This is a genomic window from Flavobacterium sp. AK-345 (assembly GCF_058310175.1).
On record NZ_JBZEER010000009.1, the window covers coordinates 1 to 13,263 of the forward strand.

13 protein-coding genes are annotated in these 13,263 nt (G+C 33.6%); 8 read left to right on the forward strand and 5 right to left on the reverse strand.

Going from position 1 to position 13,263, the window contains the following annotated elements:
* Positions 1 to 186: 186 nt before the first annotated feature.
* Positions 187 to 2,946 (forward strand): pectate lyase family protein, encoded by a 2,760-nt coding sequence (locus AC4FQ3_RS15930; RefSeq protein ID WP_491182490.1) that lies wholly within the window; start codon positions 187 to 189, stop codon positions 2,944 to 2,946.
* 70 nt (positions 2,947 to 3,016) lie between these two features.
* Here the strand turns inward: AC4FQ3_RS15930 and amaB are convergent, their stop codons facing one another.
* Positions 3,017 to 4,570: an L-piperidine-6-carboxylate dehydrogenase gene (gene amaB / locus AC4FQ3_RS15935; RefSeq protein WP_491182491.1), complete on the reverse strand. Its 1,554-nt coding sequence runs from the start codon at positions 4,568 to 4,570 to the stop codon at positions 3,017 to 3,019.
* Positions 4,571 to 4,752: 182 nt separating this feature from the next.
* Here amaB and AC4FQ3_RS15940 point away from each other — a divergent pair, with 182 nt between their 5' ends.
* Both AC4FQ3_RS15940 and AC4FQ3_RS15945 read left to right on the forward strand, forming a co-directional pair.
* Positions 4,753 to 5,712 (forward strand): MBL fold metallo-hydrolase, encoded by a 960-nt coding sequence (locus AC4FQ3_RS15940; RefSeq protein ID WP_491182492.1) that lies wholly within the window; start codon positions 4,753 to 4,755, stop codon positions 5,710 to 5,712.
* A 45-nt stretch (positions 5,713 to 5,757) separates the two neighbouring features.
* A complete protein-coding gene (locus AC4FQ3_RS15945) occupies positions 5,758 to 6,048 on the forward strand; it encodes a type II toxin-antitoxin system RelE/ParE family toxin (RefSeq protein ID WP_042563244.1) in 291 nt (96 codons plus the stop codon).
* Between the two features lie 3 nt (positions 6,049 to 6,051).
* On the opposite strand, the gene AC4FQ3_RS15950 is transcribed toward AC4FQ3_RS15945, so the two are convergent.
* The 3 genes from AC4FQ3_RS15950 to AC4FQ3_RS15960 all read right to left on the reverse strand — a co-directional run bounded on the left by AC4FQ3_RS15950 (position 6,052) and on the right by AC4FQ3_RS15960 (position 8,296).
* Positions 6,052 to 6,363, reverse strand: coding sequence for a hypothetical protein (locus AC4FQ3_RS15950; RefSeq protein WP_042563243.1), 312 nt, complete (start codon positions 6,361 to 6,363; stop codon positions 6,052 to 6,054).
* Positions 6,364 to 6,528: 165 nt separating this feature from the next.
* Positions 6,529 to 7,068: a 3-hydroxyanthranilate 3,4-dioxygenase gene (locus AC4FQ3_RS15955; RefSeq protein WP_042563242.1), complete on the reverse strand. Its 540-nt coding sequence runs from the start codon at positions 7,066 to 7,068 to the stop codon at positions 6,529 to 6,531.
* A 121-nt stretch (positions 7,069 to 7,189) separates the two neighbouring features.
* On the reverse strand, positions 7,190 to 8,296 hold the full coding sequence (locus tag AC4FQ3_RS15960; RefSeq protein ID WP_491182493.1) for an endonuclease/exonuclease/phosphatase family protein: 1,107 nt from the start codon (positions 8,294 to 8,296) through the stop codon (positions 7,190 to 7,192).
* A 132-nt stretch (positions 8,297 to 8,428) separates the two neighbouring features.
* On the opposite strand from AC4FQ3_RS15960, the gene AC4FQ3_RS15965 reads away from it, so the two are divergent.
* The 5 genes from AC4FQ3_RS15965 (at position 8,429) to AC4FQ3_RS15985 (ending at position 12,235) form a co-directional block, all read left to right on the forward strand.
* Entirely contained in the window at positions 8,429 to 9,505 is a 1,077-nt protein-coding gene (locus AC4FQ3_RS15965; RefSeq protein ID WP_491182494.1) for a serine hydrolase domain-containing protein, read from the forward strand.
* A gap of 162 nt (positions 9,506 to 9,667) precedes the next feature.
* Complete coding sequence (locus AC4FQ3_RS15970) at positions 9,668 to 10,567, forward strand: S66 peptidase family protein (protein WP_491182495.1); 900 nt, start codon at positions 9,668 to 9,670, stop codon at positions 10,565 to 10,567.
* An 84-nt stretch (positions 10,568 to 10,651) separates the two neighbouring features.
* A complete protein-coding gene (locus AC4FQ3_RS15975) occupies positions 10,652 to 11,023 on the forward strand; it encodes a YraN family protein (protein WP_491182496.1) in 372 nt (123 codons plus the stop codon).
* Positions 11,024 to 11,142: 119 nt separating this feature from the next.
* Positions 11,143 to 11,799, forward strand: a complete 657-nt coding sequence (locus AC4FQ3_RS15980) for an aspartate kinase (protein ID WP_042564741.1) — start codon at positions 11,143 to 11,145, stop codon at positions 11,797 to 11,799.
* Positions 11,800 to 12,148: 349 nt separating this feature from the next.
* Positions 12,149 to 12,235: a helix-turn-helix transcriptional regulator gene (locus tag AC4FQ3_RS15985; protein WP_491182615.1), complete on the forward strand. Its 87-nt coding sequence runs from the start codon at positions 12,149 to 12,151 to the stop codon at positions 12,233 to 12,235.
* A gap of 429 nt (positions 12,236 to 12,664) precedes the next feature.
* On the opposite strand, the gene AC4FQ3_RS15990 is transcribed toward AC4FQ3_RS15985, so the two are convergent.
* A complete protein-coding gene (locus tag AC4FQ3_RS15990; protein WP_491182497.1) occupies positions 12,665 to 13,219 on the reverse strand; it encodes a DUF5683 domain-containing protein in 555 nt (184 codons plus the stop codon).
* Positions 13,220 to 13,263 lie beyond the last annotated feature (44 nt).

The following is a 13,263-nucleotide window of genomic DNA, read 5'->3' on the forward strand; positions in this document are numbered from 1 at the left end:
TGCTAAACAATCTTAAAACATTCCAACTATACATTTATTAATTTGTGTTTGTCAGGTTTTTTTATGATAAAAATATTTTGAATATCGAAATTTTATTTATTTTTGTGTAATCGATTACAATAAAACCACTTTTTGTAATTAGTAAATAACCACAAATTATTCTTTACTAACCTTAAACCAACTATTATGAAAAAAAACTTACTAATTTTGATTTTTTTGCTATCTATGCAATCATGGGCGCAACAAATTACCGAATCTACAGGATGGCTCGAATCTGTATTTGTAAAATGGCAACCTGTAAGCAATGCTCAATCGTATAATGTATACTATACAGGCGAAGGAATTACTGATCGAAAAATTGACAATCAGCTTATTCGCAGTTATGGATCTTATTTCCGTGCGGACATTCCCGGGCTAAAAGCCGGCACCTACACCGTAAAAATAAAACCTGTAATTTCAGGAACAGAAGGAACAGGCACAACAACAGGCTCTCTTACTGTGAAAGCACAGGACCGAACTGGCTTCGCTTTTTCAAACGGACGTGTGCCAGGTGGTTACAATGCTGATGGTACGATAAAAAGTAATGCTGTAATCCTATACATTACAGAACAAACAAAAAACACTGTATCACTAAATGTTACGGGAGCAACAACAAATCCCTGCGTAGGTTTACAAACTATTTTGGATGGATACAAGAAAGGCCAGGATTTACGCCCACTAATTGTTCGTCTGGTGGGACAAATTACAGATCTATCGTATATGCAAAGTGGCGATATAGCGATAGAAAATAATAAAAACGCATCCAGCTATATTACTCTTGAAGGTATTGGAAACGATGCTGTAGCCGACGGATGGGGAATAAGAATTAAAAACGCTTCTAATATCGAAATCAGAAATATTGGAACTATGAACTGTAATAGCAGCGAAGGTGACAACATCGGATTACAGCAAAACAACGATTATGTTTGGGTACACAACTGCGATTTATTCTATGGAGATGCAGGAAGTGATGCTGATCAGGTAAAAGGAGACGGAGCTATGGATTGTAAAAAATCAACTTATGTTACGTTCTCATATAATCATTTTTGGGATTCGGGAAAATCAAATCTATTAGGATTAAGCGAAGGAACAACTGCGGGATTATACATCACGTATCATCACAATTGGTACGATCATTCTGATTCTCGTCATCCTCGTGTGCGTTATTATTCAGCTCACGTTTACAATAATTATTATGATGGAAATTCAAAATACGGCGTAGGATCAACATTAGGTTCATCTGTTTTTGTTGAAAATAACTTTTTCCGTAATTGCAAATATCCAATGCTAACTTCGATGCAGGGAACTGATGTATATAACGGGGCTGAAGGAACTTTCTCAAGTGAAAATGGCGGAACAATAAAAGCATTCAACAATACAATTAGCGGGCAAACACGTTTTGTAGGTTATGACGCAAGCACAAATCCGGTTGAATTTGATGCTTATATTGCTTTAACAAGAAACGAAACCATCAGCAGCAGTATAAAATCTAAACAGGGCGCTAATACTTACAACAATTTTGATACTAATTCGAGTGTTATGTATTCTTACACTCCTGATACCCCTGAAACTGCAAAAACAAATGTAATGCAATATGCAGGGCGCGTTTCTGGCGGAGATTTAAAATGGACTTTCAATAATGCTGTCGATGATACTGCAGATGCTGTTAATACAGGCCTTAAAGCTGCCCTTGTAAATTATCAGACAACTTTAGTATTTGTTCAGGATGGCACGAATAATCCTCCTGTAAGTTCTCAAACTTTAACTTCAACTTCAAACAATAACCAAACCGTTACAAGTGGCACAGCAATAGGCTCTATTGTATTTACATGGGGAGGAGACGCAACTGATGCAACTGTAACCGGTTTACCTGCATCAGGAATAAGCTTTGTGAAAAACACAACAGCAAAAACAATCACAATTACAGGAACACCAACTGCAACTGTAACCTATTCTATTGCTACAACAGGAACAGGAACACCAGCAACGGGATCTGGAACTATAACTGTTACAGCAACTTCAACACAAACTTTAACTTCAACCAGTAATAATAATCAAACAGTTGCGAGCGGAACTGCAATAGGTTCAATCGTATTTACATGGGGAGGTAGCGCAACAGATGCAACAGTAACAGGATTACCGGCATCGGGAATTAGTTTTGTGAAAAATACAACCGCAAAAACAATCACAATTACTGGAACACCAACTGCAACTTTATCTTATTCAATCGCTACAACCGGATCATCCGGAACAGCTGCAACAGGATCTGGAACAATAACGGTAACAACAAATAATCCAGGTGGAAATGAAATACACAATTTTACAACTTCAGGAAAAACGAGTTCTTTCTACAACATAACAGGAAATCTCTCGACAACAAAAGGCACTGTAACATATAATGGTTTAACATTGACACAATGCCTTAAAATTGAGTCTTCTACAAGCATAACTTTTACAACTACTCAGTCAAGCACTTTGACTTTGGTATTTGTTGAAGCGGCGGGAACAATTAAAGTGGACAACGTAGATAAAACTGCTTCAGGAGGAATTGTGACTGTGACACTTGCTGCAGGAAACCATACAATAACAAAAAAAGATACAGCTAACTTATTCTATATGAACACGCAATATAGCGGAAGCACTTTACGTATAGCACAAATACCAACTGCAGAAACAGAAACTGCAAAAGTTGTTTTATACCCTAATCCTGTTACCAATGTATTATACCTTTCTAATTCAGACCAAACAGTAGAAAAAATCGAGATTTATAATATTTCGGGAACATTGGTCAATTCATCAGGGAAAAATACCGAAAGTATCGATATAAGCAAACTTATTCACGGAACTTATCTTGCGAAAATTTACACATCCAATGGTACAATTAATCAAACCATTCTTAAGAAATAATTACTAACTAAATTTTAAAAGAAAGGCTTCCGTATTTGGAAGCCTTTTTCTTAATTATCATTTAATTTAATTACAAATCAAATTTTATTCCTTGTGCCAATGGCAAACTCGTCGTGTAATTAATGGTATTGGTTTGTCGACGCATGTAAATTTTCCAGGCATCAGAACCTGATTCACGTCCGCCTCCGGTTTCTTTTTCTCCACCAAAAGCTCCACCTATTTCAGCTCCTGAAGTTCCGATATTTACATTTGCAATACCACAATCAGAACCAACTATTGATAAAAATCTCTCAGCTTCACGCAAATTGTTTGTCATAATAGCCGAAGATAATCCCTGACCTACTCCATTTTGAATTTCGATAGCACTATCTACATCACCCGAATATTTAATTAAATATAAAACCGGAGCAAATGTCTCATGCTGTACAATTGCAAATGAATTTTGAGCCTCGGCAATTGCAGGTTTTACGTAACATCCACTTTCATAACCTTCTCCTGAAAGAACTCCACCTTCAACCAGAATTTTTCCTCCTTCGGCAACAACTTTATTTAATGCAATTGCATACATTTCAACTGCATGGGTATCGATTAACGGTCCAACGTGATTGTTTTCGTCAAGCGGATTTCCTATACGTAATTGCTTGTAGGCCGCAACCAAAGCATCTTTTACTTTATCATAAATACTTTCGTGAATAATTAAACGACGCGTCGATGTACAACGTTGTCCTGCCGTTCCTACAGCTCCGAAAACTGCTCCAATTACGGTCATTTTAATATCTGCATCCGGAGTTACAATTATGGCATTATTTCCTCCTAATTCTAAAAGCGATTTCCCTAAACGCCCTGCAACTGCCTGAGCTACGATTTTTCCCATTCTGGTTGAACCTGTTGCAGAAATTAACGGAATTCGTGTATCTGCCGTCATTAATTCTCCTATTTTGTAATCGCCATTAATCAGGCACGAAATACCTTCTGGTAAATTGTTTTCCTTGATAACCTGAGCAATAATATTTTGACAAGCGATTCCGCATAAAGGTGTTTTTTCAGAAGGTTTCCAAACACAAACATCTCCTGAAATCCATGCTAAAGCTGTATTCCAGGCCCAAACTGCAACCGGAAAATTAAATGCCGAAATAATCCCTACAACACCCAATGAATGATATTGCTCATACATACGGTGTCCCGGTCTTTCAGAATGCATGGTTAAACCATGTAATTGTCGAGATAACCCAACCGCAAAATCACAGATGTCAATCATTTCCTGAACTTCTCCGTAGCCTTCCTGCAATGATTTTCCCATTTCATAAGAAACCAATTTACCAAGAGATTCTTTATTCTGACGTAATTTTTCTCCAAACTGGCGTACAATTTCTCCACGTTGCGGAGCCGGAATTAAGCGAAATGTCTTGAAAGCTTCTGTTGCAGCCTGCATTACTTTTTCGTAATCTTCCTGAGTTGACATTTTTACCGAAGCAATCAATTTTCCGTCAACAGGTGAAAAACTATCTAAAACTTCTCCTGATGAAAAATTATTGATCCCTGTTGATGTTCCTTCATTTATCAATTTGATGCCCAATTTATCCAGAGCCTCATTCATTCCAAATTGCGATGCTATTGTTGTCATTGTAACTTTTTTAGTTAAAATTGTTATATTTTTATGTAAAGATATTGTTTTCGAATTAAAATACAATTTAAATGATATTTTAAAATAAACGTAAATTTAGCGTTATTTCATATGAATTTCAGGAAAAAGCCTCTATTTATTCACTTTAATTAATGAAATTTGTATCCTAAAAAAATCCGGACATGACCACTTTCAACAGGCTTTTACTTTGTTTCCTTTTAATCTCATTTAATGCATTTTCTCAAAAAGAACAAAAAGCTTCTTTTCAAGTTGTTCCATTGGGAATAAAAGGCGGAATCGACGAAAAAAATCTTTCTGCGTATTTATTGGCTCCAATAAATACAAAGGATTATATCTGCCTTGACGCCGGAACTGTAAATGCGGGAATTGAAAAAGCAATTGAAAACAAGGTTTTTAAAGTTTCTACAAGTGACGTTTTACGAAAATATATAAAAGGATATTTGATTTCGCATGCACATTTAGATCACGTATCAGGCTTAATCATTAATTCTCCTGCCGATTCATCAAAAACTGTTTACGCAACTGACAAATGCATGCAAATGATGGAAAACCATTATTTTAACGATCAAACCTGGGCAAATTTTGGAGATGCCGGAGTTGGTTTTCCTTTGAAAAAATACCATTTTCAAACTTTAAACATTGGCGAAGAAACTCCTTTAACGAACACAAAAATGACGGTAAAGGCTTTTCCGCTAAGTCATGTAAACCCTTTTGAGAGCACGGCTTTTCTAATTAAAAATAATGAAGATTATGCACTATATCTCGGCGATACAGGACCAGACGCTGTTGAAAAAAGCAATGATTTACGCGATTTATGGACTGCAATTGCTCCACTTGTTAAAAGCAAACAATTGAAAGGAATTTTTATTGAAGTTTCTTTCCCAAATGAACAGCCAGATAAATTTCTGTTTGGACATTTAACGCCTAATTATTTAATGCAGGAAATGCATGTTTTGGAAGAACTTGCAGGAAAAGATACTTTGAAAGGTTTTAAAATTATCATTACACATTTAAAACCTCCAACAAAAAACATCATTAAAATTAAAGAGCAAATCAAAAATCAAAACGATTTAGGATTGAAGATTATTTATCCTGAACAAGGGAAACGTTTTGAATTATAAATTTGTAAGTTAATTTTTATAATTTAGCCAATAATTAAAATTTGAATGGAAATTATTTGGTCTAAAAAAGCAAAATATAACTTTGATAGTATTCAGAATTATCTTGAACACTATTGGACTCCTTTGATTGCTAAAAAGTTTATAAAAAATGTTATGCACATTACTAAAATACTGGAAAACAACCCTCAATTAGGAAAATACAGGCCCGATTTGGAATGTCGAGAAATATTGATTTCAAAACAAATTACCCTATATTACGAAGTAGAAGAAAACTTTATTACGTTAATTGCTTTTTGGAATAATCGTCAACAACCAATAGACATGTTTAATTTGTAAAATTTATATCAGTTTTTTTCTTTTCAATTCCTCTAATACTTCCTCATGGGTTATAAAATCCCCATTCTTTAGATCAAGTTTACCTTGTTCGATTTCTGCTTTTAGTTCTAATCGGAAATTTTCTACTGGAGAAAGTATTTTTGCTATAGAAAGCATCTCATCCGGAGTGAAGGTTTGGGTTTTTAGCTTTCTATAAAAAGTAGGACTTGGTATACCTGCTTTTTCAATAATATAAGCTTTTTTAAATGGAGACTTATCAATTAAATCCTCAATACTATTAACTATATTTTTATATGTGATAATTTCTTGTATCATTTTTGGTTTAATTTTATTTCATTTATGATACAAATATAGTATTATTCTTTCTTAAATAAAAATATTACTATAATGAATTAGCCCAGATAGAAGTGGAAATCCTTTTGTGTTAGTTGCGACGGACACAACAGATTGGAACGAATAGCTAGATTAGCTCCTAAAAAACTATTTCTTCGCAACAAATCTAGGATCACTTTCCATTACAGTTCCGCAATTATCGCAGGTTCTTAAATCTTCAGAGTTATAGAAATGTTCAAAATGTGGCAGGAAATCTTTCTCTATATTATGCAATTCAAAAAACACTTCATATAATTTATGATTGCAATTATCACAATGCCAAAGCAATCCATCAGTATACCCTTTTCCGGCACGTTTGCGCTCGATTACCAAACCTATTGAACCTTCGGAACGAACAGGAGAATGTGGGATTTTTGCAGGATGAAGATACATATCACCCGCATGTAATTCCATTTCTTTGCGTTCACCATCTTCCTGAATAACCACTTTTATACTTCCTTCAAGCTGATAAAAAAGTTCTTCGGTTTCGTTATAATGATAATCTTTTCGGGCATTTGGACCTGCAACAATCATCACGATATAATCTCCCGAATCTACATAAAGATTTTTGTTTCCAACAGGCGGTTTAAGTAAATGACGGTTTTCGTCGATCCATTTGGTAAGGTTAAAAGGTTTTGCTATTGACATTTTCTTTCAGAATTTTATGAAAAGCTAAGATAGTGAAATTTGTAGAGACGCACCGCAGTACATCTTATCAGTTTTCATTATAGAAATGTAGACGCGCTGCGGTTCGCCTCTAAAATTACCCCTATAGATGCATTTCTTTTATCAAATAAATATAAACCGGAAAGTGATCACTAAAACCAACTTCTGTCAATGTATGCCGCAACGGATACCCCTTATATTTACCCGAAGTTTGAATTAGATAGGATCTGTTAAAAATACCGGCTTTCCAAAATTTAAAAGAATCAAAATCAGGATCAATCAATGATTTTGATATTATAATCTGATCAAAAATATCCCAGGAATCCCGAAAAGCCAAAGTTCCCATTCCTTTATAAAACATTTCTTCAAAAGGATTATAAACTCCAAATTCAGGAACATCTGCCCTTTTTGCTTTTGCGCCCAAAGCATCTTTTACACTTTTATTATATGGTCCGTCATTTAAATCTCCCATCGTAATTACTTTGGCATTTGGATTTATACGCTGTAGCGAATCGATAATTCTTCTGTTTAATTTACCCGCTTCTTCCCGAAATTTACTCGAAGCTTTTTCTCCGCCAGAGCGCGACGGCCAGTGATTGACTATAATGCTTATTTCTTCACCATCTAAATATCCAGTCACTAAAAGCTGATCTCTTGTAAAAACCCTATTGTTTTGAGGTTTTATTTTTACTTCCTCGTTTTCAGTTTCTTCCTTTTCATCTTCTTTGATAGCCTCTTTATTTTTGAAAATATATAAAGGTATGTTTGAATAGGATGTTGGCTTAAAATTTTTTTTCTGATACAATAATGCCACATCAATTCCTCGTTTATCCGGAGAATCAAAATGAATGATTCCGTAATCGAATTTAAGCAATTTGGGTTCTTTGATTAAATCTTCTAAAACACCTCTGTTTTCAATTTCAGAACCACCAATTATTGTTGGTGCGTTTGGGTTCTCCGGAGTTCCAATATCCGATAAAACGATTGAAAGGTTTTTTAATTTTTGCTGATATTTTTCTTTCGTCCAATTTTGAACTCCAGCTGGCGTCCATTCGTCATCATTTGTACTTGGGTCATTTATAGTATCAAATAGATTTTCGAAATTATAAAAAGCTACGGTGTGAATTGTGTACTTTTTAGATTGTGCAAACAAACACGAAATTGAAAAAAAGAATACGAATAAGAACTTTACTTTACGCTTATGTGTCATTGGTGTTGAATAAAAATCTAAAGTAAAGCATTTAATTATTTGTAAGAAAATTATATTTATTTTAATTTTCGTTTTGTGTTTTTTTATTGCAATTTGTCTTGTAACTTGCTGACTCAATTCCTTTATTAAAAAATGAAAAAAAATCTTTTTGCTGCTGTTTTATTTATTGTTTTCAACCTTTCTCATAGTCAGCAAAAAAGTTCATTTGCAGATAGCATCAGAATAAAATATCATATTCCCGAATTGGCTTATGCCGTTGTTTCATCTGATTCAATTATAGAAATCGAAGCTTTGGGATATCAACGAATTAACACAAATTTTAAAGCAAATCTGGATGATAAATTTCGTTTAGGATCGCTTACAAAAACTATTACAAGTTATATTGCTGCTGTTTTGGTTAAAGAAGGAAAAATAAAATGGGATACAAAATTCTTTGATTTATATCCGGAATTAAAGGCAAAAAGTAATCCTGCTACTTACGATTTTACTTTACAGGATTTTATCACTTTTAGAGCCCACATACCGACATGGTCTTACGGAAATGAAACGCCGACCCAAAAAGAAATTATGGGAAACGATCAGCAACAGCGTTATAAATTTATCGCCTGGTTTTTTAAACAAAATCCGGTTATTTCAGAAAAACAAGATGTTTATTGGTCAAATCCAAGTTATGTTGCTGCCGGACTAATGCTCGAAAAAGCAACAGGCAAAGCTTATGAAACTCTGGTAAAAGAATTAGGCAAAAGTTTAAATATCGATTTTGATTTTGGTCAGCCAAATTTAAAAGACATCAAACAGCCCTGGGGACATAATGAAGATTTAAAGCCCGAAGCTCCGGCATTAAATTACAAACTCAACTGGCTTTCATCGGCAGGAAATGTAAATGTTAGTTTGCCTGATTATTGTAAATTTACGCAAATGCAATTGGAGGGTTTATTGGGAAAATCAAAACATTTTACCGCAAAAGAATTTAATTATATGCATTTTGGTTTATTCGAATTTTCGTTTGGATGGGAATCTGAAATTAAAAAGAATAATGAATTACAATATTCTTTTCACAATGGAAATCCGGGAACTTTTTTAACCAAAGTGTATATTTGCCCTGCAATAAACAAAGCTTTTATTCTGTTTGCCAATGTTCAATCTGAAGAAGCCGACAAAGGATTAATACTGCTTTTAGAAAAATTGCAAAACCAATATGGCGGTTAATTATTTAACCAAAATCTGATTTAAAAAATAATTTATAATTTTAAGCAAAAGAAAAATATGAAAACGAATAATTTCCGTCACTTAAAGAAACACTTTGCTTGCTGTAAATTCGTATTTCTTATTTTTGCCTTACAATCATTCACCTGTCAATCTCAACAAAACATGATAACACCACCTTATTTACAAAAAGGAGATACAGTAGCCATTTTAGCAACTGCCAGAAAAAATATCGATGACAACTTAAAGCCTACCATCGATTTATTGCATAGCTGGGGTCTGGAAGCTGTTGTGGGAACTACAATTGGACTCGATTTTAATCAACTTGCAGGAACTGATGAACAGCGTGCCGCTGATTTTCAAAAACAATTAGACAATCCAAATATCAAAGCAATTTGGTGTGTTCGTGGTGGTTATGGAACCGTTAGAATGATTGATCTTTTGGATTTTACCAAATTTAAACAACACCCAAAATGGATTATTGGTTTTAGCGACGTTACTGTTTTACACAACCATTTAAATACGATGGGTTACAAATCAATTCATGGTGTAATGCCCGTAACGATCCCGCGTGCGACTCCTGCAGCTATTAGCTCAATGAAATCGAGTTTGTTTGGCGAACCTCTTTCCTACTCTGTTGGGCCGGATAAAATGAACCGTTTTGGAACTGCAACCGGCGAATTAGTGGGTGGAAATCTGTCTATTTTATACAGTTTATTAGGTTCACAATCGGCAATAGACTGTAAGGATAAAATTTTATTTATTGAAGATTTAGACGAATATCTATATCATATTGATCGTATGATGATGAATTTACGCAGAAATGGCTGTATCGAAAACCTAAAAGGAATTGTAGTTGGCGCCATGACCAAAATGAAAGATAACGAAGTGCCATGGGGAAAAAATGCAGTTGAAATTGTTGATGACGTTACTAAAAAATACAATATCCCGGTAATTTTTAATTTCCCGGCAGGTCATATTCAGGATAACAGAGCTTTAATAATGGGAAGCACCGTTACAATTGATGTAAACGCATCCGGAAGTACACTTAATTTTAAGAAATAATATAAACTCAAAATAGCCACGAAGTCGCAAAGACGCAAAGAAATTAACTTTGTGTCTTTGCGACTTCGTGGCTAAAAAGCAAAAATGGCTGAACACAACGAACTCGGAAAAAAAGGAGAAGAACTTGCGGTAGAATATCTTCGCGAAAATGGTTATAAGATACTCGATAGAAACTGGGTTTTTCAGAAGGCAGAAATAGATATAATCGCTCAAAAAGATAATTTTTTAGCCGTAATAGAAGTCAAAACAAGATCAAGTACCGATTTTGGGTTGCCACAAGATTTTGTCAAGCAAAAAAAAATTCAATTACTGGCAAAAGCAATAAATGCCTACATAAACTATAGGGAAAAGGATTTTGAAGAAGATTTAGAAATTCGTTTTGACATAATTGCCGTACAAAAAAAGGATGAAACATTTGCAATTGAACATCTTACAGATGCTTTTTACCATTTTTAACATAATTTTTTATTGTTATATTTGTAACAAATTGTTTTTTTATTTATATTTGCAAGGTTTTATAACAACCCTATTAAACTAAACCAACCCAATTAAGTTACAAAAAAAAAAAAAGAATTATGAAAACCGTTTCATCAATTGTAGAAAATTACATCAAAACAAAGCCCTTTTTATTAAATGCATTGTCGCTTGGAATTATCAACTTAACTTCTCTGTCCAGGAACATTATGACAGAACTTGAAAGTGAATTTGGTAAAGAAGTGAAACAAGGCGCCGTTGTAATGTCGCTAAAACGGCTCACAGAAGAATTAGATTTTAAATTGAACCATAAAATTAATAAGGTAATTAAGAATATTGGTGAGATTACGGTTCGTTCTGAATTAACAGATTACACCTTTGCAGCTTCAGAAACCGTATTGAACAAACAAGCAGATTTAATTTCGGACATTAATGTTTTATCTGATATTTTTTATACCTCATCCCGTGGTGTAAATGAAACTAACATCGTGGTTAGCAGCAGCGTAAATCATTTAGTTGAAAAACATTTTATGCGCGAAAAACTAATTCAGAAATTAGATAATCTGGCTTCAATAACAGTAAAATTACCAAAAGAAAACATCGTAGTTCCTGGTATTTATTATTTCATTTTCCAGCGTTTGGCTTGGGAAGGAATAATTATAAATGAGGTAATTTCAACTTCAAATGAATTCACCATTTTAGTTGGAGAAGATCAGGTTGATGTTGCTTTTAAAGTTATCAAAGATTTGAAAAACTAATTAAAATAAAAAAATAGAATCTTACAATTCTGTACTTATAAATCCTTTTGTCTTTTAGATAAAAGGATTTTTTCTTTTAAACATATTTGCAAATTGAATTGCTCAAAAGTCAGATATAAGAATATTCCTTGTAAATTTCAGTAGTTATAGTTTTTTAACAAATTTCATTAAAAATTTTAAACGCTCGTTAAATCAATTTATACGCGCCATTACTAGGCATTCTTTAAAATTTCAGCAAATAAAAATTAATTAAGTTTTTTTAGATGCTATTTATTGAGAATTATATTTTTATATATTTGCTAACCTGTCAACAAATAAGACAACAACAAATTACCTGCAAAGGGAACAAATTTTTAAAATGCTACTAAAGAAAGGCATGAGTTACGAAGAAATAAGTCAGGAACTCGGCATCTCTATAAATACAGTCAGGAACTAAAGAGCAAAGCATTAAAATCAATGCGAGTCTTTTTCAGGTTCATGATGAAATTATCTAAACCAAAATACGCTTTAACCATCAAAATCACTCTTTTCGGGTGATTTTTTTTGGGCTTAACCGCAAAGGAGTGCCAGGGTGTATGCTATGTTTTTGTCATTTCGAGCGAAGGGAGAAATCACACGAGAAACTCCGCAAACAAAATCGCCAATCTTTGTCGATCTACTAGTGTGATCCTTCCTCCGTCAGGATGACAAAACAGTTCATTTCTTCAAAAAATCTGAAAATTTTTAAAAAATATTTTTCATCAAAAACCTCATTCGGGCTTTTATTTTTTGTTTGCCACTAATTTCACTAATTAGCACTAATTTTTTTATATGTAAAACTAAATTTAATTCGTGGGAATTTGTAGAATTCGCGATAACCTTTTTTCTAAAATGAATAATTCAATGCAACTCCAAAATCATTTTCAGAAGTTAAAACATTTCTGTTTACAGCGGGTTTAAAAGCTAAATTCTCACTTACATTAAATTGAGATAAAGCGGCATCAATATTAGCGTCTATTATATTCAAGATATAAAACCCTACAACAAACAAAGCTGACAAATCTCTGTTTCTTTGAAATTGCTTTTGAGCAGTTATTAATTGACTTTCACTTAATCTGGACAAATATTCAGAATCACTTGTGTTTCCTGCAAGTCTGTTTTTATATTCGCCTCTGTAAATATTATAGTTTTTCTGACTGTCAAAATAAAAATAAGCACTTGTTCCAATTGCTCCGTAAACTAAAGGAAGTTTCCAGTACTTTTTATTATAAATCTGCCCTAAACCCGGAAAAATAGCCGAATAAAATGCGGCTTTGGCTGGACGAAGCGGATCAATGGTTTCAGATTTTAAAGTGTCAACAGCTATAATTTGTGGTTTTTCCTGGGCAAAAATTGAAGTTAATCCAAAAAATAAAAACAAAAGAATAAAGTGGTATTGCATATAAAGTTGGTTTGGAAATTTCATCCAAAGAAACCTTATTACTT